The organism is Rubrivivax gelatinosus (genome assembly GCF_004340905.1).
GTDB lineage: Bacteria > Pseudomonadota > Gammaproteobacteria > Burkholderiales > Burkholderiaceae_C > Rubrivivax > Rubrivivax gelatinosus.
Window position 1 is genome coordinate 224,867 of the sequence record NZ_SLXD01000001.1, and the last position, 26,997, is coordinate 251,863.

The 26,997-nt window shown below is 71.4% G+C and carries 26 protein-coding genes and 1 pseudogene; 13 read left to right on the forward strand and 14 right to left on the reverse strand.

The genetic code is table 11. The features are described 5' to 3' along the window. Positions 1 to 17 precede the first annotated feature (17 nt). Complete coding sequence (locus tag EV684_RS01020; protein WP_132644341.1) at positions 18 to 251, forward strand: ParD-like family protein; 234 nt, start codon at positions 18 to 20, stop codon at positions 249 to 251. Further along, a complete protein-coding gene (gene map / locus EV684_RS01025; RefSeq protein WP_132644342.1) occupies positions 248 to 1,039 on the forward strand; it encodes a type I methionyl aminopeptidase in 792 nt (263 codons plus the stop codon). The genes EV684_RS01020 and map overlap by 4 nt, the downstream gene beginning before the upstream one ends. Positions 1,040 to 1,121: 82 nt before the next feature. Here map and EV684_RS01030 read toward each other — a convergent pair whose 3' ends face one another. Then, positions 1,122 to 1,430 carry a c-type cytochrome gene (locus tag EV684_RS01030; RefSeq protein WP_132644343.1) on the reverse strand — a complete coding sequence of 103 codons (309 nt, stop codon included), beginning with the start codon at positions 1,428 to 1,430 and terminating at the stop codon, positions 1,122 to 1,124. A gap of 202 nt (positions 1,431 to 1,632) precedes the next feature. On the opposite strand from EV684_RS01030, the gene EV684_RS01035 reads away from it, so the two are divergent. Both EV684_RS01035 and EV684_RS01040 read left to right on the forward strand, forming a co-directional pair. Next, positions 1,633 to 2,136 carry a MarR family winged helix-turn-helix transcriptional regulator gene (locus EV684_RS01035; protein WP_132644344.1) on the forward strand — a complete coding sequence of 168 codons (504 nt, stop codon included), beginning with the start codon at positions 1,633 to 1,635 and terminating at the stop codon, positions 2,134 to 2,136. A gap of 62 nt (positions 2,137 to 2,198) precedes the next feature. Further along, complete coding sequence (locus EV684_RS01040; RefSeq protein ID WP_132644345.1) at positions 2,199 to 3,419, forward strand: MFS transporter; 1,221 nt, start codon at positions 2,199 to 2,201, stop codon at positions 3,417 to 3,419. Here EV684_RS01040 and EV684_RS01045 read toward each other — a convergent pair. The 9 genes from EV684_RS01045 to EV684_RS01085 all read right to left on the reverse strand — a co-directional run bounded on the left by EV684_RS01045 (position 3,391) and on the right by EV684_RS01085 (position 12,076). Further along, positions 3,391 to 4,977 (reverse strand): nitrite reductase, encoded by a 1,587-nt coding sequence (locus tag EV684_RS01045; protein ID WP_132644346.1) that lies wholly within the window; start codon positions 4,975 to 4,977, stop codon positions 3,391 to 3,393. The two genes, EV684_RS01040 and EV684_RS01045, sit on opposite strands and share 29 nt — an antisense overlap. Next, the gene (nirJ, locus tag EV684_RS01050) at positions 4,970 to 6,190 is read right to left on the reverse strand and encodes a heme d1 biosynthesis radical SAM protein NirJ (protein WP_132644347.1); all 1,221 of its coding nucleotides are present in this window, start codon (positions 6,188 to 6,190) and stop codon (positions 4,970 to 4,972) included. The genes EV684_RS01045 and nirJ overlap by 8 nt, the downstream gene beginning before the upstream one ends. A 317-nt stretch (positions 6,191 to 6,507) precedes the next feature. Next, entirely contained in the window at positions 6,508 to 6,981 is a 474-nt protein-coding gene (gene ahbB, locus EV684_RS01055; RefSeq protein WP_132644348.1) for a siroheme decarboxylase subunit beta, read from the reverse strand. Next, a complete protein-coding gene (locus EV684_RS01060; protein WP_132644349.1) occupies positions 6,971 to 7,465 on the reverse strand; it encodes an Lrp/AsnC family transcriptional regulator in 495 nt (164 codons plus the stop codon). Before EV684_RS01060 ends, ahbB (EV684_RS01055) begins: the two co-directional genes overlap by 11 nt. Continuing rightward, a complete protein-coding gene (ahbB, locus tag EV684_RS01065; RefSeq protein ID WP_132644350.1) occupies positions 7,452 to 8,438 on the reverse strand; it encodes a siroheme decarboxylase subunit beta in 987 nt (328 codons plus the stop codon). Before ahbB (EV684_RS01065) ends, EV684_RS01060 begins: the two co-directional genes overlap by 14 nt. Positions 8,439 to 8,440: 2 nt before the next feature. Continuing rightward, entirely contained in the window at positions 8,441 to 9,628 is a 1,188-nt protein-coding gene (locus EV684_RS01070; protein WP_132644351.1) for a cytochrome D1 domain-containing protein, read from the reverse strand. Continuing rightward, a complete protein-coding gene (locus EV684_RS01075; RefSeq protein ID WP_375138609.1) occupies positions 9,625 to 9,933 on the reverse strand; it encodes a c-type cytochrome in 309 nt (102 codons plus the stop codon). The genes EV684_RS01070 and EV684_RS01075 overlap by 4 nt, the downstream gene beginning before the upstream one ends. A gap of 23 nt (positions 9,934 to 9,956) precedes the next feature. After that, positions 9,957 to 10,268 (reverse strand): c-type cytochrome, encoded by a 312-nt coding sequence (locus EV684_RS01080; RefSeq protein WP_132644352.1) that lies wholly within the window; start codon positions 10,266 to 10,268, stop codon positions 9,957 to 9,959. A gap of 62 nt (positions 10,269 to 10,330) precedes the next feature. Continuing rightward, a complete protein-coding gene (locus EV684_RS01085; RefSeq protein WP_132644353.1) occupies positions 10,331 to 12,076 on the reverse strand; it encodes a nitrite reductase in 1,746 nt (581 codons plus the stop codon). Positions 12,077 to 12,270: 194 nt separating this feature from the next. Between EV684_RS01085 and cobA the strand changes: the two genes are divergently transcribed. Genes cobA through EV684_RS01100 form a run of 3 tightly spaced genes read left to right on the forward strand, consistent with a single transcriptional unit; the run spans position 12,271 to position 14,622 of the window. Continuing rightward, complete coding sequence (gene cobA, locus EV684_RS01090; protein WP_132644354.1) at positions 12,271 to 13,089, forward strand: uroporphyrinogen-III C-methyltransferase; 819 nt, start codon at positions 12,271 to 12,273, stop codon at positions 13,087 to 13,089. Continuing rightward, entirely contained in the window at positions 13,086 to 13,436 is a 351-nt protein-coding gene (locus EV684_RS01095; protein ID WP_132644355.1) for a metal-sulfur cluster assembly factor, read from the forward strand. The genes cobA and EV684_RS01095 overlap by 4 nt, the downstream gene beginning before the upstream one ends. Before the next feature lie 7 nt (positions 13,437 to 13,443). Continuing rightward, the gene (locus EV684_RS01100) at positions 13,444 to 14,622 is read left to right on the forward strand and encodes a hypothetical protein (RefSeq protein ID WP_132644356.1); all 1,179 of its coding nucleotides are present in this window, start codon (positions 13,444 to 13,446) and stop codon (positions 14,620 to 14,622) included. Here the strand turns inward: EV684_RS01100 and EV684_RS01105 are convergent, their stop codons facing one another. Further along, a complete protein-coding gene (locus tag EV684_RS01105; RefSeq protein ID WP_132644357.1) occupies positions 14,623 to 15,504 on the reverse strand; it encodes a LysR substrate-binding domain-containing protein in 882 nt (293 codons plus the stop codon). It lies immediately after the preceding gene. Between the two features lie 74 nt (positions 15,505 to 15,578). Here EV684_RS01105 and EV684_RS01110 point away from each other — a divergent pair, with 74 nt between their 5' ends. Further along, positions 15,579 to 16,616, forward strand: a complete 1,038-nt coding sequence (locus EV684_RS01110; protein WP_132644358.1) for a YeiH family protein — start codon at positions 15,579 to 15,581, stop codon at positions 16,614 to 16,616. On the opposite strand, the gene EV684_RS01115 is transcribed toward EV684_RS01110, so the two are convergent. Continuing rightward, the gene (locus tag EV684_RS01115) at positions 16,617 to 16,997 is read right to left on the reverse strand and encodes a rhodanese-like domain-containing protein (RefSeq protein WP_132644359.1); all 381 of its coding nucleotides are present in this window, start codon (positions 16,995 to 16,997) and stop codon (positions 16,617 to 16,619) included. A 209-nt stretch (positions 16,998 to 17,206) separates the two neighbouring features. Here EV684_RS01115 and EV684_RS01120 point away from each other — a divergent pair. After that, positions 17,207 to 18,448, forward strand: a pseudogene (locus tag EV684_RS01120) (lactonase family protein); the annotation flags it as partial. Here the strand turns inward: EV684_RS01120 and EV684_RS24240 are convergent. Both EV684_RS24240 and sugE read right to left on the reverse strand, forming a co-directional pair. After that, a complete protein-coding gene (locus tag EV684_RS24240; RefSeq protein WP_242478666.1) occupies positions 18,406 to 18,828 on the reverse strand; it encodes a rhodanese-like domain-containing protein in 423 nt (140 codons plus the stop codon). The pseudogene EV684_RS01120 and the gene EV684_RS24240 overlap by 43 nt on opposite strands. 64 nt (positions 18,829 to 18,892) lie before the next feature. After that, positions 18,893 to 19,213, reverse strand: a complete 321-nt coding sequence (gene sugE, locus EV684_RS01130) for a quaternary ammonium compound efflux SMR transporter SugE (RefSeq protein ID WP_132644361.1) — start codon at positions 19,211 to 19,213, stop codon at positions 18,893 to 18,895. Between the two features lie 778 nt (positions 19,214 to 19,991). Here sugE and EV684_RS01140 point away from each other — a divergent pair. Genes EV684_RS01140 through EV684_RS01155 form a run of 4 tightly spaced genes read left to right on the forward strand, consistent with a single transcriptional unit; the run spans position 19,992 to position 26,977 of the window. Beyond that, positions 19,992 to 21,212, forward strand: a complete 1,221-nt coding sequence (locus tag EV684_RS01140; RefSeq protein ID WP_165908355.1) for a hypothetical protein — start codon at positions 19,992 to 19,994, stop codon at positions 21,210 to 21,212. Next, positions 21,209 to 22,711: a hypothetical protein gene (locus tag EV684_RS01145; RefSeq protein WP_242478665.1), complete on the forward strand. Its 1,503-nt coding sequence runs from the start codon at positions 21,209 to 21,211 to the stop codon at positions 22,709 to 22,711. The genes EV684_RS01140 and EV684_RS01145 overlap by 4 nt, the downstream gene beginning before the upstream one ends. A gap of 52 nt (positions 22,712 to 22,763) precedes the next feature. After that, on the forward strand, positions 22,764 to 23,189 hold the full coding sequence (locus EV684_RS01150; protein ID WP_132644364.1) for a hypothetical protein: 426 nt from the start codon (positions 22,764 to 22,766) through the stop codon (positions 23,187 to 23,189). Positions 23,190 to 23,230: 41 nt separating this feature from the next. Further along, entirely contained in the window at positions 23,231 to 26,977 is a 3,747-nt protein-coding gene (locus EV684_RS01155; protein ID WP_132644365.1) for a tubulin-like doman-containing protein, read from the forward strand. Positions 26,978 to 26,997 lie beyond the last annotated feature (20 nt).

Genomic DNA, 26,997 nt, shown 5'->3' on the forward strand with positions numbered 1-26,997 from the left:
TCGTATACGATGCCGGCATGGGAATCGTCAAAATCTCCGAGCCGATGCACGAGAGCCTGCGGGTCGCGGCGGGTGCGCTGTCGCGCTCGATCAACGCGCAGGCCGAACACTGGATGCGCATCGGCATGCTCGCCGAGCTGCACCCCGACCTGCCGCACGGCGAGCTGTGCCGGATGCTGGTGCGCGCCGAGCTGGCCGGCGGGCTGGACCTGGCCCGGGTGGCCGGGGCGCCCGAAGCGAGGGTGCAATGAGGGGGCCGGTGCCGCGGCGCAATCCGGCCGAGGTGGCCAAGGCGCGCGAAGCCGGCCACATGGCCGCGTCGGTGCTGGCGATGCTGGTGCCGCACGTGCGCGCCGGCGTCAGCACCGAGGCGCTGGATGCGCTGTGCCACGACTACATCGTCGGCACGCTGAAGGCGGTGCCGGCCAACGTCGGTTACCACGGCTTCCCGAAGACGGTCTGCGCCTCGGTGAACGAGGTCGTCTGCCACGGCATCCCGTCGCCGGCCACGGTGCTGGCCGACGGCGACATCGTCAACATCGACGTCGCCGTGATCCACGACGGCTGGTACGGCGACTGCAGCCGCATGTACTGCGTCGGCGAGGTCTCGCCGCTGGCGCGCCGGCTGGTGGACACCACCTACGAGGCGATGCGTGCCGGCATCCGCCGCGTGCGCCCGGGCGCGACGCTGGGCGACGTCGGCCACGCGATCCAGACGGTCGCGCGGCGCGAAGGTTTCGGCGTCGTGCGCGAGTACGGCGGCCACGGCATCGGCACCGTCTACCACGGTGACCCGCACGTCGCGCACTTCGGCCAGCGTGGCCAGGGGCTGCGGCTGGCCGAGGGCATGATCTTCACGATCGAGCCGATGCTCAACGCCGGCAGCCCGGCGATCCGCGAAGCGGGCGACGGCTGGACCGTCGTCACGCGCGACGGCTCGCTGTCGGCGCAGTGGGAGCACATGGTGGCCGTCACGCGCGACGGCTGCGAGGTGCTGACACCCTGGCCCGACGGCCTGGGCGGCTACGCGCCGGTCTGAGGCCGGAAGGCGTTCTGCGCCTGGCGAAGGCTCGAGCGCGATTACACGCGCGCGAGCTGACCGGCGCGCGCCGCGCCCGACCTCACTGCTTGAGCACCCAGGCGATGACGGTCTTGAGGTCGGCGTCGGAGATCTGCTGCGGCGTGTGCGGAATCATCGGCACGACGCCCCAGTTGCCGGCGCCGCCCTTGCGCACCTTGTCGAACAGCATCGCGTCGACCTTCTTGCCCTTGTACTTGGCCGCGACTTCCTTGTAGGACGGGCCGACGACCTTCTTGTCGACCTGGTGGCACATCAGGCAGCCGGACTTCTTGACGATGTCCTCGGGCGCGGCCTGGGCCGCAGCGGACACGAAAGCGAGGCCGAGTGCGGCCAGCAGGGGCTTGATCATCTGGACGGTTCCTTTTCCGGCCCGCGGCGAACGGTCGCGCCGCCGGGCTCGATGCGAATGGGAATGCTTATCGTATCCAGTCCAGACCGCTTGGCTTTGATCAAGAGCAGGCCGACGGGGCGACGGATCTCGCTTCGCACGCCCTCGCAGAGGCTTGACGATCTTTTATGTAGCCGACTACATTTCAGCCAAGGAGACGCCGATGTTCGAACTCAAGGACCTGCCCAGCTACGACACGCTCGCCGCCTTCGGTGCCGCCTACGGCAACCCGGACGTCGACGGGCTGCACACCTGGCTGGCCTGGGCTTCGGCCACCGGCGAGATGCTGGCGGCCTTCGAGGCCAACCTGGCCCGCCACGGCGGCCTGTCGCAGTCGCAGTTCTTCGTGCTGCTGCTGCTCAAGCGCAACCCCGTCGGCCTGAGCGTCGGCGCGCTGGCACAAGGCGTCGCGGTGACCTCGCAGACCATGACCCGCATCGTCGACCGCATGGAAGGCGCCGGGCTGTGCCGGCGCGAGGCCGACCCGCAGGACCGCCGCGCCTGGCTGATCCGCCTGACGCCCGAGGGCGACGCGCTGCTGGGCAAGGCCCTGCCCGCGCACTACGCCTGGGTGGCCGGGCTGATGCGCCAGTTCAGCACCGAGGAGCGCCGGGTGCTCGCCGGGCTGATGCAGAAGCTGCGCAGCGCAGATCTCTCGCCGTCCTGAGCGGGGCGCCGGTCGCGCCCTCCCGTTTCAACACCCAATATGTAGCCAACTGTCTTTCAGCCATGAACCCAACCATCACGCTCCACCAGCCCTCGACACCGCTGCGCCTGCTGCTGACCTTGTGTGCGCTGGCGGTCGTCTCGCAGCTCTACGTGCCGCTGCCCATCCTGGCGCAGCTGGCGCAGGAACTCGACGTGGCGCCCGGCGTCGCCGCCGGCGCGGCCGGCGCCTTCGGCCTGGCCTATGCGGCCGGCTTCCTGGTGTTCGGGCCGCTGTCCGACCGCCTGGGCCGGCGCCAGGTGATGGTCTGGGGGCTGGGGGCGCTGGCCCTGCTGAGCGCCAGCGTCGCCTGGAGCCATGCCGCACCGCTGCTGATGGCCGGGCGTGCGCTGCAGGGTTTCGCCGCAGCGGCCTTCCCGCCGGTCGTCATCGCCTACCTGGCCGAGCGCGGCAGCGCCCGGCAGCGCAGCTGGGCGGTGGCCGGGCTGAGCACGGCCTTCCTGTCGGCCGGCCTGCTGGGCCAGATCTACGGCGGCGCGGTCGCCGGGCGCTGGGGCCTGGGGGTGGCGATGCTGCCGCTGGCGCTGGTGTACGCGGCGACGGCGGGCGCACTGGCGCTGACGCCGGCCGACCCGCGGCCGGCAGCGCGCCCGGACCGCTGGCTGGCCGTCTACCGGCCGCTGGGGGCGCTGCTGGCCGACACCCGCCTGCGGCGCGTCTACGCGCCGGCGCTGCTGCTGCTGATGTGTTTCGTCGCCTTCTATCTGGCGCTGGACGCCCAGGCCGGCAGCGCCTTGCAGGCGCTGGGCATCACGCCGCTGGCCGCACGGGCCGTGGCGCTGCCGGGCTTTCTGATGCCGCTGGCCGCCGCCGTCCTGATGCCGAAGCTCGGCGCGCGGCGCCTGGTGGCGCTGGGCCTGGGCCTGGCGAGCGCGGGCATGGCGGCCTGCGCCGCGGCGGGCCCTGAGCACCCGCTGGAGCTGCTGGCCGCCAGCGTGCTGTTCGCCGCCGGGCTGGGCTTCAGCGTGCCCAGCCTGATCGCCCGCGTGGCGGGGCTGGCCGACGCGCCGGCACGCGGCCTGGCGGTGGCGCTCTACACCTTCGTGCTGTTCGTCGGCGCCAGCGTCGGCCCGTGGCTGGCGCAGGCCACCGCGCACTGGCCGCTGGCCACGACGCTGTGGCTGCTGGCGGCGCTGCTGGGCGCGGCGACGGTCTACGCCGTCAGCGGCCGCGACGTCAGGGCGGTCAGTGCGGTCAGTGGGAAGTGCCCTCCGAGCGCGTGATCTTGTTCCACACGTTGTACTTGCCGACCGGCTTGCTCATCGGCAGGCGCTTCACTTCCTTCAGCGTCCTGGCGTCGTAGACGACGAGCGCGCCGTCCAGCTCCCAGACGCTGGCCAGCGCGTAGCGGCCGTCCTTGGTGAACTCGATGTGCGCCAGCGTCCGGCCGGGCTCGCGGATCGTCGCCACCGGCGAGAGCGTCGCCTTGTCGATCAGCGTCAGCGTGTCCCGGGCCGTCGGGCTCATCATCGAGTCGGCCCAGGCATAGGGCGTGGCCTCGTGGCTGCGCATGAAGAAGCCGGGGCCCGGCGTCGGAATCGTCTTCACCGGCTTCCAGGTCTTCATGTCGATGACGTCGATCGCGCCGCCCTTGAGGTTGGGGCTGGCGAGCACCGTCGTGCCGTTCCATCCGAAGGTGATGCCCGAGCCCAGGTGCGGCATGCCGGCGATCGGCAGCTCGGCCACCTTGCGCCGGATGTCGAGGTTGACGACCTGCGCGCTGGCGCCCTGCCCGTCGGCCTTGGGCCGCGTGGCGCCCAGCACGTGGCGGTAGCCCTGGTCGAAGAAGAAGTCGTCCAGCGGCTCGTCGAGCACGGTGCGGCGCGGGTTCTGGAAGCCGGGTCTGGCGATCGCCTCGCCCATCTTGTAGTCGTGCACCAGGCCGTCGTGGATCGGCTCGGCCTTCGGGTCGTAGCTGATCTCCCAGACCTCGGGGATGTCCTTCATCGCGACGACGAAGCTCTTGCGCGGCGCGGCGTCGTACACCGCCGAGACACGTGACGCGGCTTTGCCGTCCAGCGTCTGCGCCGGGATCGTCTTCACGAGCTTCAGGTCGGCGTCGAACAGCGCGACGGTCTTGGGCAGGTAGTTGGCCGCCATCACCCAGCGGCCGTCGCCGCTGACGGCGATGTTGCGCATGTTCAGGCCCGCCCGCACCTCGGCCACCACCGTCAGGTTCCAGAGGTCGTACTTCGTGATCCAGCCGTCGCGGCTGCCGAAATAGACGTAGCGCCCGTCGGGCGTGAACTTGGGCCCGCCATGCAGCGCGTAACGGCTGGCGAAGCGGTGGATCACCTCGAAGCGGTCGCCGTCGACCAGCGAGACGTGGTGGTCGCCGCCTTCGACGACGACGAAGAGGTTCATCGGGTCGGCACGCCACACCGGTTTGGCCGGCAGCTTCGCAGCACCCGGCGTCTCTTCGCGCGAGGCGCGGATGTCGGCCTCGCTCCAGGCCGGCGCCGGGTTCACCGGCTGGTAGACCCAGGCGGCCAGCGCGTCGATCTCGGCGGCGCTCAGCGTGGCCGCGAAACCCGCCATCTGCGTCGCCGGCCGGCCCTGGGCGATGACCTTGCGCGCTTCGGCCGGGCGCAGGCGCTCCAGGCTCTCGGGCAGCAGCGCCGGGCCCATGCCGCCGGTGCGCTGGGCGCCGTGGCAGGCGGCGCAGTGTGTCGTGTACAGCGCCGGGGCGGCCGGTTCGGCCACCGGCTGTGCCAGCGCGACGTCCCAGCCGGCCCAGACGACGGCCGCGGCCAGCAGCAGTTTCAGCGCGCGTTTACGCATGTTGGGCCTCCCGGCGGCCGAAGGGCGCCAGCGCGACACGCGCCGCGTCGGCGCCGGCGGCCAGGCCGATCTCCTCGTCGTCGAGGTAGCAGCCCGGGTCTTCGGCCCAGGCGTCGCCGGTGAGCTGCTGGGCACGCACCCGCGTGTTGCCGCCGCAGATCGCGAAGTGGCGGCAACCGGCGCAGCGGCCGCCGACCGGGCGCGGGTGCGCCTTCAGGCCGGCCATCAGCGGGTCGCTGGTGTCGCTCCAGATCGCCGAGAACGGCCGCTCGCGCACGTTGCCCAGCGAGTGGTGCCACCACATCGTGTCGGGGTGCACGTTGCCGAGGTTGTCGATGTTGGCGACGTTGACGCCGCTGGAGTTGCCGCCCCAGGCGACGAGGCGCTCGCGCAGCGCCTCGGCCCACTCGGGCCAGCGCGCGGCGGCCCACTGCAGCAGGAAGGGACCGTCGGCGTCGTTGTTGCCGGTGACGTAGTCCTCGTCGCGGCCTTGCTGCACGCTCTGCCAGGCGCGTTCGAACAGCAGTTCCATCGCCTGGCGCGTGGCGGCAAACAACGCGTCCTTGCCGCGGTGGATGTTGCCGCGGCCGGCGTAGTTCAGGTGCGAGAAATAGAACTTGTCGACCTGCTCCTCGCGCATCAGCGCCAGCAGCGCCGGCAGGTCCTGCTGGTTCAGCGCCGTCATCGTGAAGCGCAGGCCGACCTTGACGCCGCGTGCACGCAGCAGGCGCACGGCGGCCAGGCTGCGGTCGAAGGCACCTTCGAGGCGGCGGAACTTGTCGTGCGTGGCCTTGAGCCCGTCCAGGCTGATGCCGACGTAGTCGAAGCCGGTGGCGGCGATGCGGTCGGCGCAGGCCTCGTCGATCAGCGTGCCGTTGGTCGACAGGCCGGTGTAGAAGCGCATGGCCTTGGACCGGGCGGCGATCTCGAACAGGTCCGGGCGCATCAGCGGCTCGCCGCCGGAGAGGATCAGCACCGGCACCTGGTAGGCCTGCAGGTCGTCCATCACCGTGACGACCTCGGCGTGACTCAGCTCGCCGGCGTAGTCGTGGTCGGCCGACAGCGCGTAGCAGTGTTTGCAGGTCAGGTTGCAGCGCCGGATCAGGTTCCAGATGACGACCGGGCCCGAGGGACGCGGCGTGCGCACCGCCGGCCAGGCGCCGGTGCGGATCGCGGCGTCGAGTTCACGCAGGTACTGGCTGATGCGGAACATGGTGTTGGGGCTTTCTCGCTTGCTCCCTCTCCCGCCTGCGGGAGAGGGTGGGGGTGAGGGCTCGCGGCGCACCACCACCCTCACCCCGGCCCTCTCCCGCGCGCGGGAGAGGGGGCAAGGCAGAGCGGCACGAGGCACCGGAGCTCATATCCGCAACCCGGTCTTCTTGAGACATGGTGTTGCGCTTTCTCGCTTGCTCCCTCTCCCGCCTGCGGGAGAGGGTGGGGGTGAGGGCTCGCGGCGCACACCACCCTCACCCCGGCCCTCTCCCGCGCGCGGGAGAGGGGGCAAGGCAGAGCGGCGCGAGGCACCGGAGCTCATATCCGCAACCCGGTCTTCTTCAGGATCGCGGTGGAATAAAGGATGTCGTGGCCGCGGCAGGCGCTGCCGAGCAGCGTTTCGACCTCGCGGGCCTGGGCCTCGACTTCGGCGCGGCTGCGGCCGTGCAGCATCGCGAACAGGTTGTAGGGCCACACCGGCCGGTGGCGCGGGCGGCGGTAGCAGTGGCTGACGCCGGCCAGCGCGCCGATGCGTTCGCCGAGCGTGTCGACCTGGTCGTCGGCGACGTCCCAGACGCTCATGCCGTTGGCGGTGAAACCCAGCGCGTAGTGGTTGGGCACGGCGCCGATGCGGCGCACCAGGCCCTGCTCGAGCATCTGCGCCAGGCGTTCGCGCACACGTTCGCCCGGCACGCCGAGCATCGCGCCGACGGCTTCGTAAGGCCGCGGCACCAGCGGCAGCCCGCCCTGCGTGGCGGCGATCAGCTCGCGGTCGAAGGCGTCAAGCGGCATCGTCGGCCTCCTCGGTCTCCAGCGCCGCGGCGGCATCCACCAGCGGCAGGCGAAGCTCGACGAAGAACTCGCGCTCCTTCGGGAAGGCGAGCACCGGCAGGCCGGTCTCGGCTTCGATGCGCGCGATCGCGGCGTCGGCCGCGGCGGGGGTCTCGGCGGCGACGACGAACCACATGTTCAGCGCATGCTCGCGGCGGTAGTTGTGCGCCACCTCGGGCAGCGCGTTGACGATCGCGGCGACGGCGTCGAAACGGTCCTCGGGCACGGCGACGGCGGCGAGCACGAAACGCCCGCCGGCGCGTTCGATCTGGAACAGCGGGCCGAAACGTGTCAGCACGCCGGCCGTCAGCCAGCCGTGCACACGCTCGATCAGCGTGTACTCGCTGCAGCCAAGTTCGGCGGCGAGCTCGGCGAAGGGCCGGTCGCTGAGCGGCAGGCCGCCGTGCAGGCGATCGATCAGCCGCAGGTCCTCAGGCGTGAGCATGCGCGGACTCCAGGACGGGGGCGCCGAAACGCGAGGCACCGGTCTGCTTGAAACGCCGGCACGAGAACAGCACCGAACGCGGGGCCTGCTGCAGCCCGGCGGCGACGGCGGCACGCTCGAGCACGTCCTGCACCGCGTCGCGGTCGCGGCCGTGCACCATGCAGTACAGGTTGAAGGGCCAGCCTTCGCCACGCGCGCGGCGGTAGGCCAGCGTGACGCCGGGCACCTGCGCCAGCGCGTCACCGCGCGTGTCGACCTCGGTGTCGGGCAGGTCGAACACGGCCATCGCGTTGGCGGCGAAACCCAGCTCGTGGTGGCGCACGATGGCGCCGAAACGTTTCAAGGTGCCGTCGCTCAGCCAGCCGCCCAGCGTGGCGAGCACGGCCTCGGGCTCGCGGCCGAGCTCACGCGCCCAGAGGTCGTAAGGCCGCGGCACCAGCGGCAGGCCTTGTTCGACGAGCGCGGCCAGCGGCCGGTCGACAGCGGGCACCGCCGGGGCGCGGCGCTGCGGCGCCATCGCCTCGGGCGCGGTGCGCGCACGCAGGTCGAAGCCGAGGTCGATGCGGTAGGGGCGCAGCAGCGGCAGGCGCAGCGCGGCCAGGCCGGTACAGCGTTCCAGGCGCGCGACGACCGCCTCGACCGCCGCGGCGTCGGCGGCATTGACGACGAACCAGAGGTTCAGCGTGTGCTCGCGCTCGTAGTTGTGGTTGACCTGCGGCTCGGCCGAGACGAGGGCCGCGACCGCGTCCAGCCGCGCCGGCGGCACGGCCATCGCGACCAGCAGCCCGGCGCCGCCGGCACCGGGGCCGAAGACACCACCGATGCGCGACAGCGCGCCGCGGCGCTGCGCGTCGCGGAAGGCCGCCAGCAGCTCGGGCGCCGGCCGGCCGGAGGCCGCGGCGATCGTCGCGAACGGCGTGCGTTCGAGCGGGAAACGCTGCTGCCAGGGGTTGAGCAGGTCGGTGCCGTCCATGCCTAGAACCCGACCCGGTGGGCGCGCGAGGTGAAGAAGATGCCGCTCGGCGAGTCGACGGCCAGCGTCGCCAGCGTCGTGAAGCGCGTGGTGTCGACGACGCTGACGCGGTGGTCGTCGCGGCTGCTGATCCAGACCGCGTCGCCGCGCGGCGTGAACTCCAGGTGCAGCACCGCCTTGCCCGGCGAGAACGTTTGCACGACCTGGTTCGACAGCGTGTCGATGACCTGCACGCGGTCGTAGTCGGGCACGGCGAAGTTGACCCAGACCTGGCGGCCGTCGGGCCGCGCCATCACGAACACCGGCTGACCGGCGACCGCGATGCGGCCGACTTCCTGCCAGCTCCCGGTGTCGACGACCAGCACCTCGTGGCGGCCGATGGCCGGCAAATAGGCGCGCCGCCCGGCGACGGCCCAGCCACGCAGATGCGGCATCTTGTAGACCGGCAGCGGCCCCTGGCCGCGGCCGTAGCCCGACAGCACCTTGCGCGGGCGCAGCGGCTCGGCCCAGAGGTCGACCAGCGCCAGGCCGTCCTCGCCGAACAGGCCGGCGACGTAGTGGCGGCCGTCGGGCGTGACGAGCGCGTCGTAGGGCTGGCGGCCGATGCCGCCGAGCTTGGTCGTCTTCGGCGCGGCGGGGTCGCTGCAGTCGGTGATCCAGATCGCGTCGGCGTCGAACAGGCTGTAGGCGAAACGCCGGCCCGGCAGGTCGACGAGGCCGACGACGCGCGAGCGCTGGCCGGGCGCGACTTCGGCCGGCACGTCGGCGACAAGCGCCAGCGTCGCGGCGTCGAAGACCTTGATGCCGCCGGGCGTGTAGTTCTGCGCCGCGACCAGCGTGCCGTCGGCGCTGATCGCGCCGCCGATCGAGTTGCCGGCCTGCATCACGCGGCCGGCGATGCGGCGCTCGAGCAGGTCGACCTTGCTGAGGCCGCCGTCGCGGCCGAAGACGTAGGCATGGCGGCCGTCGCGCGAGAACACCGCCGAGGCATGCGACAGGTCGCCGAGGCCGCCGACGCGGCCGAGCACGCTGCGGGCGCTGGTGTCGACGACGACGACGGAGCCGGCGGCACGTTCGACGACGAGGCCGAGGTCACCGGTGCCGCGCAGGGCGGGCGTCTGGGCGCAGCCGGGCACGAGCGCGGCCAGCGGCGGCAGCGCGAGCGCGGCGAGCAGGTCGCGGCGTTTCATCGGGAGGCGGGCAGTTCGGGGAAGCCTGTGAGCAGCCGTTCGGCGATCCAGCGCGCCTCGCCCTCGTCGAGCATCGCGCGCCAGGGCGGCATCGGCGTGCCGGGGCGTCCGTGGAAGATCGTCGCGGCCAGGCCGTCGACGGGTTTGTCGGCCAGGGCCAGCGGCGTCAGCGCGGGGCCGAGGCCGCCGGCCAGCCGCATGCCGTGGCACGAGCCGCAGTCCTGCCGCACCACACGCACCAGCTGCTGCTGGCGCTCGGGCGCGGGTTCGGCGGCCAAGGCGGTAGCGGCCGCCGTCGTCAGCACGACGGCCGCCCACCGGCGCCGCCTCAGCCTTGCTTGAGGATCCACGCGATGACCTCCTTGAGGTCGGCGTCGGAAATCTTCTCCGGCGGGTTGGGCGACATCGGGATCGGGCCGAAGCTGCCCGATCCGCCCTTGCGCACCTTGTCGAAGAGCTTGGCGTTGACGTCCTGGCCCTTGTACTTGGTCGCGATGTCCTTGAACGACGGGCCGACGAGCTTCTTGTCCTTGGTGTGGCAGGCCATGCACGCGGCCTTGTTCAGCGCGTCCTCGGGCGCGGCCAGCGCACCGGCACTCGCGAACGCGAGGCCGAGCGCGACCAGCAGGGTCTTCTTCATGGGAGTCCTTTCGGTGATGAGGAGGCCGGGAGCGGTGCCGGTGCCGCCCCCGGTGCGCGACATCAATAGATGTCGTGTTGCGTGTTGAAGATGTTGAAGTGACCGGTCGGCGTGATCAGCCGCGGGTCCTTGATGACGGCCTTCAGCTTCAGCGTCCTGTCGTCGACGACGACCAGCGCGCTCTGCTTGTTCTTGGCCGACCAGACCGAGAACCAGACCTCGTCACCGGCCTTGTTGAACTCCGGCTGCACGACACGCTTGGCGCCGTCGTCGCCCAGGCCCGCCCACTGCGCGATCGGCAGCACGGTGAAGCCCTTGTCGAGGTTCTTCACGTCGTAGACCGCGATCGACTGCGACAGCGCCGGGTCGGGGTTCAGCGGCGTGTCGACGTACAGGTGCTGCGACTTCGGATGGCTCTTCAGGAACAGCGAGCCGCCGCCCTGGCCGGTGAGCTTGGCGACTTCCTTGAAGGCGTAGGGCTTGTGCTTGACCGGGTCGGTGCCGATCAGCGAGATCGTCTCGTCGCCCAGGTGGCCGGTGGCCCAGACGGGGCCGAAGGTCGGGTGCACGAAGTTGGCGCCGCGGCCCGGGTGCGGGATCTTGCCGACGTCGACGATGGCCGCCAGCTTGCCTTGCTTGGCGTCGATGACGGTGATCTTGTTGCTCTGGTTGGCCGCCACCATGAAGTAGCGTTTGCTGGCGTCCCAGCCGCCGTCGTGCAGGAAGGGGGCCGAGCCGATCTCGGTCATCTTCAGCGCGTCGAGGTTGGAGTAGTCGACCATCAAGGTCTTGCCCGTCTCCTTGACGTTGACGATGAACTCGGGCTTGTAGTGCGACGCGACGATCGACGCGACACGCGGCTCGGGGTGGTACTCCTGCGTGCCGACGACCATGCCGCGTGTGGCGACGATCTTCTTCGGCTCCAGCGTGTCGCCGTCCATGATCGTGAACTGCGGCGGCCAGTAGGTGCCGGCCACGGCCAGCTTGTCCTCGTAGCCCTTGTACTTGGAGGTCTCGACCGAACGCGCCTCCAGGCCGACGCGGATCTCGGCCACCGTCTCCGGGTGCTCCATCCACAGGTCGATCATGTTGATCTTGGCGTCGCGGCCGATGACGAACAGGTAGCGGCCCGAGGCCGAGGTGCGCGAGATGTGCACCGCGTAGCCGGTCTTGATGACGCTGATGATCTGCTTGCTGTCGCCGTCGATCAGCGCGATCTCGCCGGCGTCGCGCAGCGTCGTCGAGAAGATGTTGTCGATGTTGAACTTGTTCATCTTCCTCGTCGGCCGCTTCTCGGGCGGGACGAGCACCTTCCAGGTCTGCTTCATCTGCGCGAGACCGAACTCGGGCGGCTGCGGCGGCTCCTGCTGGATGTAGCGCGCCATGATGTCGACGGTCTTCTCGTCGAGCTCGCCCGAGGTCAGCCAGTTCGGCATGCCGGCGGGGCTGCCGTAGGAGATGAAGACCTTCAGGTAGTCGGTGCCCTTGGCCAGCGTGATGTCCGGCGTCAGCGGCTTGCCGGTGGCGCCCTTGCGCAGCACGCCGTGGCAGCCGGCGCAGCGCTCGAAATACGTCTTGCGGCCAAGCTCGAACTCGGCCTCGGTCATCGCCGGGGCCTTGGGGTTCGTGCTCTGGTGCATCGGCTCGTGGGCCAGCGGCGACGGTGCGCCCTGGTAACTCTGCTGCGCCGGCGGCAGGGTGCCGTGGGTGTCGGCGGCGGCCGACGCCGCGCCCTGGGCCATCGCGCCGGCGGACGCCAGCAGGGCCGTCAGCGCGGCAGCGCCTGCGACCGTGGTCTTGCGGATCATGTTCTCTCCTTCTTTCTCGGCAGGTCGCGGCCGGCAGCAAGACCGGCGGCGTAACGCGGGCGCGGCCGTGCCGCTTCCGTGGAACGCATGGTCGGCAGCGGCTGCCGGGGCGTCCTTAAACTGGTTCAAGGACGCTGCCGCCACCGCATTTCGACAATGGCCCCACATCGCGACACACCGGCAAGGAGTTCGGCATGACAGATTTCACCGAGGCGCCCTACCTGCTGGCCGACCCGTCGCGCTGCGGGCACGTGACGCTGCTGGGCGCCGGCCCGGGTGACCCGGAGCTGCTGACGCTCAAGGGCGCGAAGGCGCTGCAGCGCGCGTCGCTGCTGCTCTACGACGCGCTGGTCAGCGAGGAGGTCCTGGCGCTGGCGCCGCCCACGGCCGAGCGGCTGTACGTCGGCAAGCAGGCCTCGCGGCATGCGCTGCCGCAGGAGCAGATCATCGAGCTGATGCTGCGCCTGGCGCGCAGCGGCCGATCACTCGTGCGGCTCAAGGGCGGCGACGGCTACATCTTCGGCCGCGGCGGCGAGGAGGCGCTGGCGCTGGCCGAGGCCGGCGTGCCCTTCGACGTCATCCCGGGCCTGAGCGCCGCGCAGGGCGCCGGTGCCAGCGCCGGCATCCCGCTGACCCACCGCGACCACGCCGGCGCGCTGGTCTTCGCCACCGGCCATCTGCGCGCCGACCGCCAGGCCGTCGACCTGGACTGGGAGGCGCTGGCGCGGCCGCGGCAGACGCTGGTGATCTACATGGGGGTCGGCACGCTGCCGATCATCTGCCGCGAACTCGTCGCCCACGGCCTGGCGGCCGACACGCCGGCGGCGATCGTCGAACGCGCGACGATGCCCGACGAACGCTGCCTCACCGGCACCGTGACGACGCTGCCGATCCTGGCGGCGCTGCAGAAGGTGCGCACGCCGGCGCTGATCGTCATCGGAAGCGTCGTCGGCCTGCGCCCGCTGCTGGCGCAGCGCCGGCGCGAGGTCCGCGAACTGCAGGCCTGCGCATGAACGACAGCCGTGCCGCGGCCTTCGCCCGCATTCCCTACGAAGGCCCGCCCGAGTGGCGCGAGCCGGTGCTCGAGGCGCTGGCCCGGGTCGTCGACCCGGAGATCGCGCTGAGCATCGTCGACGTCGGCCTGGTCTACGGTGTGCGGCTGCAGGACCGCATCGCCGCGATCCTGCTGACCACGACCTCGGCCGCCTGCCCGCTGGCCGACTCGATCGCCGACGACGTCGAGAGCGAGCTGATGCAGCTGCTGCCGGCCGGCTGGGCGGTGGACCTGGAGCTGACCTGGACGCCGGAGTGGACGCCGGAGCGCATGAGCCCTGCCGCACGCCAATTCATGGGTTGGTGAGGCTGCGATGAAATCCCTGCGCCCGCTGGTCGCCGCCGCCGTCGTCACCGTGCTCGTCTCGGCGGTGATCGGCGGGCTGCTGCGCGTGGGTGTCGGCGAGGTGCTGCTGGGCAGCGACGCCGGCGCGGCGGTCTTCGGCCGTGCGGCGGTGTTCCACGCGGCGCTGATGCTGTCGGGTTTCTTCGGCACCGTGATCGCCATCGAACGGGCGGTCGCGGCGCGCGTGCGCTGGGCTTTCGCGGCACCGGCGCTGTCGGGCGCCGGGGCGCTGGCGCTGCTGGGCGGGGCCACCGCGCTGGCGGCGGCGCTGTCGCTGGCCGGCGCGGCGGTGTTCGTCGCCGTGCACGCGCTGCTGCTCAAGCGCCAGGCGATGACACACACCCGGCTGCTGGCACTGGCCGCGGGGGCCTGGCTGGCCGGCAACGCCTTGTTCGCCGCCGGCCGCGGCGCCGACGCGCCGGTCTGGTGGTTCGTGTTCCTCGTGCTGACGGTGGGCGCCGAGCGGCTGGAGATGACGCGCTTCGCGCCGCGCAAACCGGCTGCCGAACCGGCGCTGCTGGGCATCGTCGCGGCGCTGCTGGCCGGCGCGCTGGGGTCGGCCTGGCAGCCGGCGGCCGGCGGCGTGCTCTACGGCCTGGCGCTGAGCGCGCTGGGCGTCTGGTTCGCGCTCTACGACGTCGCGCGGCGCACGGTGCGCGCGCCGGGCCTGCCGCGCTACATGGCGCTGTGCCTGCTGTCGGGTTACGCCTGGCTCGTCGTCGGCGGGCTGGCCTGGATGGGCACGGCGCTCGGCTGCCCCGGGCGCGACATGGCGCTGCACGCGCTGGGCCTGGGTTTCGTCTTCAGCATGGTGATGGGCCACGCGCCGGTGATCCTGCCGGCGGTCGCCAAGGTCAAGCTGCGTTTCGGCGCCCGCTTCTACGTGCCGGTGGTGGCGCTGCAGGCGTCGCTGGCGCTGCGGCTGTTCGGCGGCGCCGAGCACGCCGGCCTGAAGGCGCTGGGCTCGGCGCTGAACGCGGCCTCGGTGGCGCTGTTCGCGGTCATCGTCGTCAGCGCCATCGTCGCCGCGCGCCGTGCCGCGCGCCGGGCGCCGCCGCCCAAGCCGGTGGACGCCGCCGACGCCGAAGCGCGCCTGGCCGCGGCGCTGGCCGCCGCCCGCGCGCGCCGCGGCGACACGCCGCACTGATCAGCCCGGCGGCGCGAGCCACGCGCGCAGCGCCGGCGACAGCGTGCGCGCGCGGTGCTGCACGAGGTACAGCGGCCGCACGATGGGCGGCAGCCCGCCGTCCAGCAGCCGGACGCGGCCCAGCGCCAGCGCGTCGGCCACGGCCAGCGAGCTCAGGCAGCTGATGCCCAGCCCGGCGGCCACGCCCTGCAGCAGCGCCTCGTTGGTGTCGAACTGCAGCGTGCGCGCGAAGTGGTCCAGCCGCGGCAGCAGCGCCTGCTCGACGGCCTCGCGTGTGCCCGAGCCCGGTTCGCGCAGCAGCCAGCGGGCCTGGCGCAGTTCGTCGCAGTCCAGCCGCCGGCCGGGGGCGGCCAGCGGGTCGTCGGCCGCGGCGACGAGCAGCAGCCGGTCTTCGGACCAGCGTTCGACGGCGAGTTCGGGCTCGCTGCAATGGCCTTCGACCAGCGCCAGGTCCAGCTCCAGCCGCGCTGCGGCGGCGGCGATGGCGCGGGTGTTGTCGATGCGCAGCGTGACCTGCGCGTCGGGCCGCTGGCGCAGCAGCCGCGCCAGCAGCGCCGGCACGAGGTAGTTGCCGACGGTGCGGCTGGCGCCCAGGCGCAGCGCCAGCGGTGGCCCGGCTTCGCCGCCGGTGAACTGGCGCTCCAGCCGGTGCAGGCGGTCCAGCGCCTCGCGCAGCTCGGGCAGCACGGCGCGGCCGCGTTCGTTGAGCAGCAGCCGGCGGCCGACACGGTCGAACAGCCGCGTGCCCAGCAGCGACTCCAGCTCGCCGAGCGCGGCGCTGGTCGCCGACTGCGACAGCGCGACCCGTTCGCCGGCCGCCGCGGTGCTGCCGCAGTCGGCCACCGCGAGCAGCACTTCCAGCTGGCGCAGCGTGAAACGCATGGTTCAATCGAGTTGCTGGGTCGATCGATCATACGCAAACAACTCGTTTTTCAGATCACTCGGCGCGGCGCACGATGCGCCCCGTGTCGCCTGCCCTCCCCTCGTCTTCGATGCGCGCGCTGCTGCCCGGGCTGGCGCTGGCCGCAGCCATCGCCGCCGCGGCCACGGCGCTGGCCGCCCTGCCGGGCTTCGCGGCCCACGGCCTGGGTGCGCTGACGCTGGCCATCGTGCTCGGCATCGCCGTCGGCCACGCGCCGGCGGCACGCCGCGCGGCCACCGGGCCCGGCATCGAGTTCGCCAAGCAACGCCTGCTGCGCTGGGGCATCGTGCTCTACGGGCTGCGGCTGGGGCTGGCCGACCTGGGCGCGCTGGGCGCCAGCGGCCTCGTCATCGACCTGCTGATGGTCGGCACGACCTTCGTGCTGGCGTATGCGCTGGGCCGGCGTGTCTTCGGCCTGGACCACCGCACGACGGTGCTGATCGGCGCCGGCAGCTCGATCTGCGGCGCCGCCGCGGTGATGGCCTGCGCGCCGGTGCTGCGTGGCCGCGCCGACGAGGTGGCGGTGGCGGTGTCCACCGTCGTCGTCTTCGGCACGCTGGCGATGTTCGCCTACCCGCTGGCCTATCCGCTGCTGGGCCTGGACGCGGCGAGCTTCGGGCTCTACGTCGGTTCGACGGTGCACGAGGTGGCGCAGGTCGTCGCCGCGGCGCGCCCGGCGGGCGAGAGCGCGGCCGACGCCGCGGTGGTGGCCAAGCTGGCGCGTGTGATGCTGCTCGCGCCCTTCCTGCTGCTGCTGTCGGCCTGGGACGCGCGCCGCGGCGATGGCGGCACCGGCCGCATCACCGTGCCCTGGTTCGCGCTCGGGTTCGTCGCCGTGGTGCTGCTGCACCCGCTGCTGGCGCTGCCGCCGGCGCTGGTGGACACGCTGCTGGCCGTCGACGCCGCGCTGCTGGCCGCGGCGATGGCGGCGCTGGGGCTGACGACGCACGTCTCGGCCCTGCGCCGCGCCGGCGCCCGGCCGCTGGCGCTGGCGGCGCTGCTGGCGCTGTGGCTGGCCGCAGGCGGCCTGGGCGTCAACCTCGGCGTGCAGGCGCTCGCCGGCGGCGGCTGATCAGTCGAAGGCCGGCGTCTGCGGGCGCTCGACCGGCTTGCCCGCCGCGACCCAGGCGTCATAGCCGCCGGCGATAGAGACGACGTCGGTGTAACCCATCTCCTGCATCGCCACCGCGGCCAGCGCGGCGCGGCCGCTGCTCTTGCAGTACAGCACGACCTTCAGGCCGCGCTCGGCCAGCGCCGGCGTGGCGCTCAGCTTGAACTCCAGCATGCCGCGCGAGACGTGCAGCGCGCCGGGCAGATGGCCGGCGGCGTACTCGTCGGCCTCGCGCACGTCGAGCAGCACGTCGGCACGCGCGATCGCGGCCTCGGCCAGGTCCGTCGAGACTTCGTGGATGCGCGACTTGGCGGTGACGACGAGGTCGTGGGCGGTTTTCATCGGGAGGGTCCGGAAGGGTTGAAGACGGATTCGCACTATACCCACGCCGGTATGCAAACACGATCGCATGAAACCGATGCCGAGCCGGAGACGGCCATGCCGTCGCCAGGTAAAGCAGGGCAGAACCGGCCCGTCTCGAGGCTTTCCCGGCACCTGCCGCTGGCAAACTGCGGCAAACCGTCCCTCCAGACAACAACAACGCCGTCAGCATGAGCCTCCGCCTCCAGACCCATCGCTTTCACCTTGCACTGCCCGCCGCGCTGCTCGCGGCCGGCCTGCTGGCCGCCTGCGGCGGCGGCGGCAGCAGCAGCTCGGACAGCTACACGCTGGGCGGCACGATCAGCGGCCTGGACACCGAGGGCCTGGTGCTGGCCAATGGCAGCGACACGCTGGCCGTGGCCTCCGGCGCCAGCAGCTTCAGCTTCGACGACACGGTCAGCGGCAGCTACAAGGTGACGATCAGCGCCCAGCCCTCGGGCCAGACCTGCCAGGTCAGCAACGGCAGCGGCAGCGCCAGCGCCGACGTCTCCAGCGTCGTCGTCAGCTGCCGCGACTACCGCGTCTACGTGGCCAACAGCGCCAGCAACACGCTGTCGCAGTTCGCCGTCGGCAGCACCGGCACGCTGTCCGCGCTGAGCACGGCGAGCCTCGGCGTGAGCTACGCGCCCTCGGCGCTGGTGGTCAACCGCAACGGCAGCCGCGCCTGGCTGAACTACCGCGACGACGAGTTGCTGACCGTGCTGGACATCGACAGCAGCGGCGCGCTGAGCGTCGCCAGCGCCAGCGCCGAGGCGGCCACCTTCGGCTACGCGCTCGCCCTGTCGCCCGACGAGTCGACGCTGTACTCGGTCAACTACGGCGGCGCCAGCGTCTCGCAGTTCAGCCTGGCCAGCAGCGGCAAGCCCACGGCGCTGTCGACGGCGTCGGTGAGCGCGGGGTTGTCGCCGTACGCGATGGCGATCACGCCCGACGGTGCCTTCGCCTACGTCGCCAACGCCAGTGGCGACACGATCTCGATGTACTCGGTGGGCAGCAACGGCGCGCTGAAGGCACTGAGCACGCCGACGGTCAGCGTGGCCAGCCGCGGCAGCAAGCCCCAGGGCCTGGCGGTCGCGCCGGGCGGCGGCTACCTCTTCGTCACGCTGGCCGACAGCGCCAAGGTGCTGAGCTACACGATCGACAGCAGCACCGGCATGCTGACCTACAACAGCAGCCAGAGCACCGGCACGACGCCGCGCGCGATCGCGCTGACCTCCACCGGCACCCGGGCCTACGTCGCCAACGCCGGCTCGGCCACGGTGTCGCAGTTCCTCGTGTCCGGCGGCACGCTGACGCCGATGGCGACCCGCACCGTGGCCACCGGCAGCACGCCCTCGGGCATCGCGATCACGCCCGACGACGCCTACCTCTACGTCAGCAACGCCGGCGACGGCACGGTCTCGGAATTCTCGGTGAGCACCAGCGGCGCGCTGGGCGCGCTGGCGACGATCAGCACCGGCGGACAGTCGCCGGTCGGCATCGTCGCGCGCTGACCCCGGCCTGCGGCCGTTCCTGGTCGAATCCCGCTCGCCCCGCTCCAGTACCGAACCGTCCCCGTCACGCCCGTCCAGCAGAACTGCAGCATCGTCGGGTGCGACGAGACGCACGAAGCCGCGGTGCTGGACCCGGGCGGCGCTGGCGGTGCGCCGGGCAGATGGCCGGCGGCGAATTCGTCGGCTTCGCGCACGTCGAGCAGCACGTCGGCATGTGCGACCGCGGCCTCGGCCAGGTCCGTCGAGACTTCGTGGATGCGCGACTTGGCGGCGACGACGAGGTCGTGGGCGGATGTCATCGGCAGTCCTCCAGGGCCTGCAGGTGGCAGCGACCGTACCGGCGGCGGTATGCGCCGCCTGGTCTCAGTGCGGGCTGGCCAGCTTGAGCCCGACGATGCCGGCGACGATCAGCGCGAGGCTGGCGATGCGCCCCGCCGACGCCGCCTCGCCGAACAGCACGATGCCGAGTATGGCCGTGCCGACCGCGCCGACGCCCACCCAGACCGCGTAGGCCGTGCCCACCGGCAGCACCTTCATCGCCAGGCCCAGCAGCAGCACGCTGCCGGTCATCGCCGCCAGCGTCAGCACGCTCGGCAGCGGTCGCGTGAACCCCTCCGTGTACTTCAGGCCGATCGCCCAGCCGACTTCGAGAAGACCGGCGACGAAGAGCAGCAGCCATGCCATTCGTGAACTCCTGTGTGCGGGGCCTGTCGGCCCGATGGAACAACAGCCGCGCCATGAGCGGGCCGGGTAGAACGCCTGTCAGCCGCGGACGCGCCAGCGCCACGGGCGTTCGGCGTGGCCGTCTGGGGCCGGCGCGGCGGCGGCGGCAAGACGTTCATCACGTGGCGGGCTGCGGCAGTTGGCCGGACTGTGGTGCCGCGGTGCACCGCTTGGCAAGAGGCCTGCCCCCAGCGCTCTCTCCCCATCGCGCAGCCGTCGAACCCGGCCCCGCTTCCCTAGGTGTTCGGCCCGGCGCCGACACGACAAACGAGCACGATCGCGGCTAACATGAACTTCGGCCGGCGTCGTACGGCGTCCGCACCTCGCACCGGGTGCCCGACTGGCGGGTCCTCTTCGCGACCTAGCGTCACGTGCACAGGCTCTTCGACAGCCTTGTGCCTGCTTTACCATCCAAAGCCGATCAGTCAGTCAGCGTCACAAGCACCATATGGGCGGAGCATCAGCGGGCAAGGCTGCCGGTGAGGAATCGGCGGGGCTATGGTCTCTTGCCTCTGGTCTTTGGGCGCCGCGGGACGAAGGCGGGGGCTTCGTGCTGCACAGGACGGCACAGGGGAACGCCCCATCGCCGGCACTGAGTCAGGCCGATCTGGCCTGCTGGCTGAACGCCGGTCTCGAGTCAGGCCCCCAGAGCGGCCTGCAGCCCCCGGAGTTCCGTTTCTGCGTCGACAGCGGCGCCCCGTTGCGACGCCCCGCAACGGCAGCGCCCGGCGCCCCCTGGGTGCCCCCCTTCGGCGCGAGCCCGCTGGCCCCGCGTGCGGCCCGCGTGGTCGGCGGGCTGCGTCAGAGCAACAGCAGCATCGTGCTGAGCCGCCGCAACGAGCGGCGCCCCGAAGCCGAGCCGGATGCGAGCCAGCCTCTGCCACCTCCGGGCGACTACGAGTTCTTCTCGGTGGCGGCCGGCACCCGAACGCCGGCGCTGCTGGCGCTCGATCCGAGCAAAGGCACGCTGTACGCCTGGCTGCCCGCATCGCAGCGCTGGGAGCCGCTGGAGCACGACGGCGGCGGTCTTCTGGCCGTGTCTCGACTGGCGCGTGCGGCCTGGCGCTGCGAGCTCAGCCAGGCCGGTTCGAGCAGCCTGCTGTTCCTGCCCACCGAAGAGGGCCTGGCCTGCATTCAGCCCGACGCCGTCGGACTCAGCTTCCAGGCGCAGTACCACGGTCAGGATGCCGCCGTCGGCGCGCCCGTCCAGTTCGGTGAACAGGTCTGGGCGCCGCTGCGCAGCAAGGCCGGCATGCTGCGTTTCGTCAGCGCCAGCCTGCAAGGCAGGCCTGGCGCGGTGGTCGAACTGCCGGACGGGCCGCTGGAGACCGGCGCCCTGCAGGCGCCGCTGGCAGACGGCCGTCTGGCGATCTGGCCTGCTGCGGCCGGCCAGCTGGTGCTGCGCAAGCAGGCGAGCGGCGCCATCCAGGGGAGCTTCCTGGCCTGGCCACAGGGTCTGCAACCCGCGTTCGAGTTCGGCAGCCCGTTCCTGTCACGCGATGGCAGCCTGTGGCAGCTGTGCTTCGACACGCGCGCCGACAGCTACGTCTACCTGCAGCTGGGCGTCGAACAACCGGAGCGCGAGACCACCACGGCGCCGCGCCTGTGCACCGGCAGCTTCAATTTCCGCTTCGCCTCCAGGTTCCGCAGCGCACCCTGGCTGGAGCCCGAGCATGGAGACGACAGCGCCACGAATGCGGTGGTGCTGCCGCTGCTCGAGTCGAGTCCCAGCGCTGCCGTGCTCGGCGTGAAGCTGGCCACCACCGAGGGCCTGGCCCATGTGCTGCAGTCCAGCGAGCGCATGCGTGTCGAGCTGGTGCTGGACGACGACACCACGCAGACCGCCTTCTACTGCCTGTCGGTCGCCGAGCCCTGGCGGCTGCGCTTCTTCGTGCACGAAGCGCGGCTGTGGGCCTATCACCCCCTGTCGAACAGGCTGGACGGCTGGAACCTGCAATGACGCGCCTGACGAACCTCCTCCGCCGTGCGGCGTCGGCCCTTGCGCTGACGGCCTTGAGCTGGGCCGCGCCCGCGACCGCAGCGGGCATCCAGCAGGCTTTCCTGGTGCAGAACTCCGGCTGGATGGAGCCGTTCTACACCGACCCCGCGTCCCAGCTGAAGCCGCTGGTGGCCGCGGTGGCCGCTGCCGCCACGAGCCCCGACGACACCGTCTTCACGCTGGCCTTCAGCCAGAGCAGCGGCAGCCATGCCTCGCCGCAGCTGCTGGCCAGCAGCCGTGGCGCGGCCGACATGGCGCGCCAGCTGGCGCCGCTGGCCGTGGCGCGCAAGGGCAGCGGCGGCGCGCTCGCCGACACCGATTTCAAGGAAGCCATCACCGGGACGATCACCGGTCCGTTCAAGGCCGCGCCGGGCATCCTGTGGATCTTCACGAACAACAAGAACAGCCCCAACAACGACGCCCAGACGGCCGAGCGCAACCGCGACTTCTACCGCCTGCTGCACCTGGAGCCGTCGATCACGAAGACCCTGGTGTTCCCGCTCAAGATGCCGGTGCGCGGCAAGCTGTATGCGGCGCAGGGCCTGATGGTCTACGCGCTCGCCTACGGCCAGCCGGCCGCCGCGGCGCTCGACCGCATCATGGCCGAGGGCCGGCTGTCCAAGGTGCTGACGAACGCGCCCGCGCGGCTCAAACCGGTCGATCAGGGCGCCGCGCGGCTGCTGCCCGAACGCGTCATGAACGCGCCCAACGTGCGCGTCAGCCTGGCCAGCGACAACACCACGCTGGTGCTCGACGTGGACGCGGCGGACCTGGTGCCCACCGTCACGCTGCAGGCCTCGCTGGAGAACCTCTTCTATCCCTACGTGATCCGCCAGGCCAAGGTGCAGGCCGCGCTGGGCCTCGGCGCCGGGCGCACGCCGATCGCGGTGGCTCCCGCCGCCATCGAAGGCCTGGAGCCGGGAGCCCGGCAGTCGGTGGAGGTGAGTTTCACGCTGCCGATGGCGCAGGTGCCGTCCCCGTGGTCGGCCCAGGCGCTGGCGGCGATGGGCAAGCAGATCGTGCTGCCCATGGTGGTCGAGATGGCGCTCACGGATCAGCAACTCGTGCCTTCGGCGGCCTTCACGGCCCAGCTGCGCGAGCTGTTTCCCGGCGACCCGATCTCCGAGATGTTCACGCCGCCGGACAGCGTGCGTGCGTCGCAGACCCAGGTCCCGCTGCAGGTGCGCATCCAGTACCCGCTGGCCCCGGTGCTGGCCCTGATGGGCGGCGTGCTGCTGCTCGTCGGCAGCATGGTGGCCGGCCTGGTGCTGGCGCGCAGCAGCAAACGATATGAAGTGCTGGTGGATGGCGTGAGGCGCAGCTTCGTCCTCAAGCCCTTCAGCACCCTGCCGGTCGTCGACGGGGACGGCAATCCGGTCGGCGAGCTCAAGCGCGGGCTGGGGCGGCCGCAGGTGCTGCGCGTCGCCGAGGGGCGCAGCCTCAGCGTGACCGGCCGCTGAACGATCTTCCATCTGTTTACCGTGACGACCTCTGAAATGGGAACCCAAGGACATGGCCAACTCTGAATCGACCACCTCCGGTTTCACGCTGCCGGCACCGACCGATTCCGCACCCTCGGCCGCCGGCACGGGCACCACCGTGGCCCTGCCGGGCGATCAGCTCGCAGGCGCCTACCCCGTGGGCACCGACACCTCCTCGCGCGACCTGCTGATCGGCGGCGGCATCCTGCTGGTGCTGTTCGTCGCGTTCTTCTTCGCGAAGAACGCCTATGCCAACACGCTGGTGGGCAAGCGGGTGCCGCCGAACAAGGCCAACGCCGCGGGCTGGTGGATGTTCGTGCTGCTGGCCAGCCTGTCCACCGGCGTGGTGCTGTCGGCCGTCAACGCCTCGAAGTTCATGACGCCGCTGATCCTCGGCCCGGTCGGCGCCGTGGGCCTGCTGGCCCTGGCGCTGATGCTGACCACCGGCCGCAAGTAAGCGCAACCAGGCCGACGGCTTAGAGAACGGGCAGGTAGTTCATGGCGGACAAACTCATCGACCAGTCCGGCGCCCATGGCGCCGAGGCAGCGCCCAAGCAGGAAACCAGCATCGACCTGCGCCCCACGCTGTTCATCGGCGTCGGCGGCACCGGGATGGAGGTGCTGATGCGGGTGCGGCGCCGGATCCTGAACGCCCTGTGGGGCGGTGCCGGCAACCGCACGCGTGTCGAGCAGCTGAGCGATTTCCCCGTCGCCCAGTTCATCCAACTCGACCTGGACAGCGGCGCCGTGATCGACGGTGGCCGGGCCCAGGCCGAGGACCTGCAGTTCGATCTGGTCAAGTTCACCGACGACGAGAAGATCGTCGAGACCTTCGACATCGAGAAGTACAGCCGCGACGACGATGCGCTGGAGCGTTACCCGCACATCAAGGACTGGCTGTCGCTGACGCCCAAGAAGATCCGTGAGCTCGGCATCGACCCGGCCAAGGGCGCCGGGCAGATCCGGGCGATCTCGCGCCTGTACTTCTTCGACAAGTACGCCAAGATCCGCGACAAGATCCGGCTGAAGCTGAAGACGCTGAAGGCCGGCCTGTCGCACGAGCGCCAGCTCAACCAGCTGGGGCTCAAGATGGAGACCAGCAAGTTCCGCATCGTCGTGGTGGGCTCGGTGGCCGGCGGCACGGGTTCGGGCGCCTTCCTCGACATGGGCCTGCTGGCGCGCTGGCTGGCCAAGACCGAGGTCGGCAACGCCGATGTCGAGCTGATGCTCTTCCTGCCCACCGGCTATGCCGGCGCCAACAAGGACCGCACCGAAGCCAACGGCTACGCGGCCTTGATGGAGCTGGAGTCGGCCATGATGGGCAACAAGGGCTATGTGGGCCGCTGGGACGCCTACGACCAGCCCGAGCTGCCGCGCGAGCCCTACAACGAGGTCTACCTGATCGACTCGGGCAACCTCGCCCAGCAGCACACCAAGGACGTCATGGACGTCTATTACATGGTGGCGGACGCGCTGTTCGAGGATTTCGCGTCCGGCGACTTCGCGCGCCGCAAGCGCTCGGTCGCGGTGAACCAGGCGCAGCACAAGAACTTCCTGTTCGACGCGCTGGTGCCCAAGAACCGCTTCCCGGACATGCGCCTGTCCTTTGCCAAGCGCTACTCCGCGATGGGCCAGGCGGTGCTCGACACGCGCCAGGAGGCGCGCCGCGACGAGCGCACGCACCGCTGGGCCGGCGAGATGCTGAAGGCCTTCTTCGGCGTCGGCGCCTCCGACCTGGGCGCCAACCGCGCGACCGACAAGCAGCGCGACGAGTTCATGGCCCACCACATGGCCCTGCGTCCCTGCGTCTTCAGCGACTTCCCGGAGTTCTCCGACAAGAGCGTCGAGCTCAAGCGCAGCTCCGGCGAGTTCCAGGACTTCTTCATCGTCGAGGACCTGCTGCAGGACAAGAACGGCCTGCTGCTGGCGGGCGTCGAGCAGCGCGTCAACCACCGCATCGACGAGATCCGCAACGGCTTCGACCGCAAGGAATGGCCGGCGCAGGTGCGCGCGGCCGTCAAGCTGCTGGAACGCGACGCGGTGCGCGACCAGGACTCCACCGCCGACACCACCGAGGACCGCGTCAGCAAACGCCGCCGCGAGGTGCTGGAGCGCGTCAAGACGACGGTGCGCACCCAGCTCTACGCCTACCTGGACAACAAGGAGTTCGGCGGCCTCGAGTACGTGCTGTCGCTGGTCGAGCAGATCAAGGACCGGCTGGAGGCCAACGGCAGCGGCATCCTGGCCGCGCTCGCGCTGAACGCCGAGCGCTACCGCGAGATCAAGGAGGCGGTCCGCACCCGCGAGTTCGAACGCCTGCTGACCAACCTCGAGCAGACCCGCGGCGGGCTGTTCGGCGGCGGCGAGAAGCAGGCCGTCATGGTGATGGACCAGCTGCGCACCGAGATCGCCAACGGCATCAAGTTCCATCTGCGCGCCAAGGCTGCCGATGAAGCGGCGGTGCTGATGAACGAACTGTCGACCTGGCTGGGCCGCAAGACCGGCGTCGATGCCCAGGGCCGCCCGATCTGGAGCGGGCTGGTCGGCGAACTGCAGGCCGGACGCGAGGCCGTGCTGGCGATGCTGGAGCAGCTTCAGCGCGCCAACACCATCCTGCAGCAGGACCTCAAGAAGGACCATGCGACGCTGATCAGCGTGCCCGCGCCGGACCGCGAAACCCCGATGCCCGGTGCCGCGCAGCTGCGTGAATGGGCCGACGAGGCCTTCAAGGACCTGGGCGGATCGCGCGTGCTGTTCCCGATGCTGGCCGAGGCCGAGGACCGCTTGAAGATCCTCGCCAAGGTCAAGCGCATGGCCGAGCGGCAGCTGGCCCTGGCCACCAGCAGCGAGGACGGCGCCGCGCTGGCCGATCCGTTGATCGAAGCGCTGGAGCTGATGAGCCCCAGCGCCCGCCAGGAGGCCTTCCGCAAGCTGCTGGCCTGTGCGATGCCCTGGATCGATGCCAACCTGTCCGGCGACTTCACGGTGCGCGCCGACCAGTACAAGTGTTTCATCGGCGTGGCCGGCGCCGAGGAGTTCAAGCGCAGGTACCACAACGAGCTGGAGGTCTGCGTGCCGACCCAGGCTGGCATCACGTCGGGCCAGCTCTCGATCGTCGAGACCGGCGTTCCCGGGCGGGCCGTCTGCTACTGCGAGCTGTCGGGCGTGCCGCTGACGGTGCTGCGCGGGCTGGAGGGCTGGCGCACCAGCTACCGCAAGGAGTCCGAGCGCAGCCCCACCCACACGCACATCGACTCGACCCAGTTCAGCCATCCGATCGCACCGGCCACGAACGAGATCGCGCGCCTGGCGGAGGACTTCAAGTACTTCCTGCTGGCCGTGATGACGGGCGTGCTGACACGGTCGGCGCAGCGCATCGTGCCGCCGGGCCAGTACCAGTTCGCGGTCGCCCGTGGAGACGTCCGGCGCATCGGCAACGAGCGCGCGATCCGCCAGAACGGTCTGCCCGTGGCCTACCGCGAGGCCATCGTCAACCGTGTCCAGGAGCTGATCGCGGAGGCGGGGGCCGCGCCGTTGGCGGCGCTGGCCGCACTGTGTGACTACTACGAGACCGCGGTCTACACGCCCAAGCTGGTATCCGACGCCACCGGCGCCGAGCAGGTGCGCAAGGGCTTTGCCAGCGCCATCGCCACCGAGGCCAAGCAGGAGCTGCGCGAGCGCGCCCGGCGCAAGGGCATGACGGAGCGCGAGATCAGCCAGATCGGCACGCAGCTGCTGGACGATCTCAAACGCTGGGCTGCACCCATCGGAGACTCCGACGCCGACGCCTACGACTGGGAAGTGCGAGAGCCTGGCGAGGACGGGCAACCGCGCCTGAAGTACATGATCCAGCCGGAGATGCTCAAACCCGGCGCCCTCGAGGCCCTGCTGGCCCCGCGTGCTGCCGCCGGCGGCCTGGCGGGCGCGTCCTTCCCGGCCGCGATGCCGGCCGCCGTCGTGGGCATGCCGCCCATGCCCGGCGCCATGCCGCCGCCGCTGGGCGGCATGCCTGTGCCGATCGAACAGCACCAGTACCACCTGGGCGTCAACGGCACGCAGTACGGTCCCTTCACCGCGGCCCAGATCGCGCAGATGCTGGCGTCCGGCCACATCGCCCTGGCGGGCACCAAGGTCTGGCGCCAGGGCCTGCCGGCCTGGCTGGACCTGAATCAGCTGGCCGAGCTGGCCCCTCTGCTTCAGCAGGGCCAGACCCCGCCTCCGCTGATGCCGCCGCCCCTGTCCTGAACATCCGCGAGCCCTTTCTT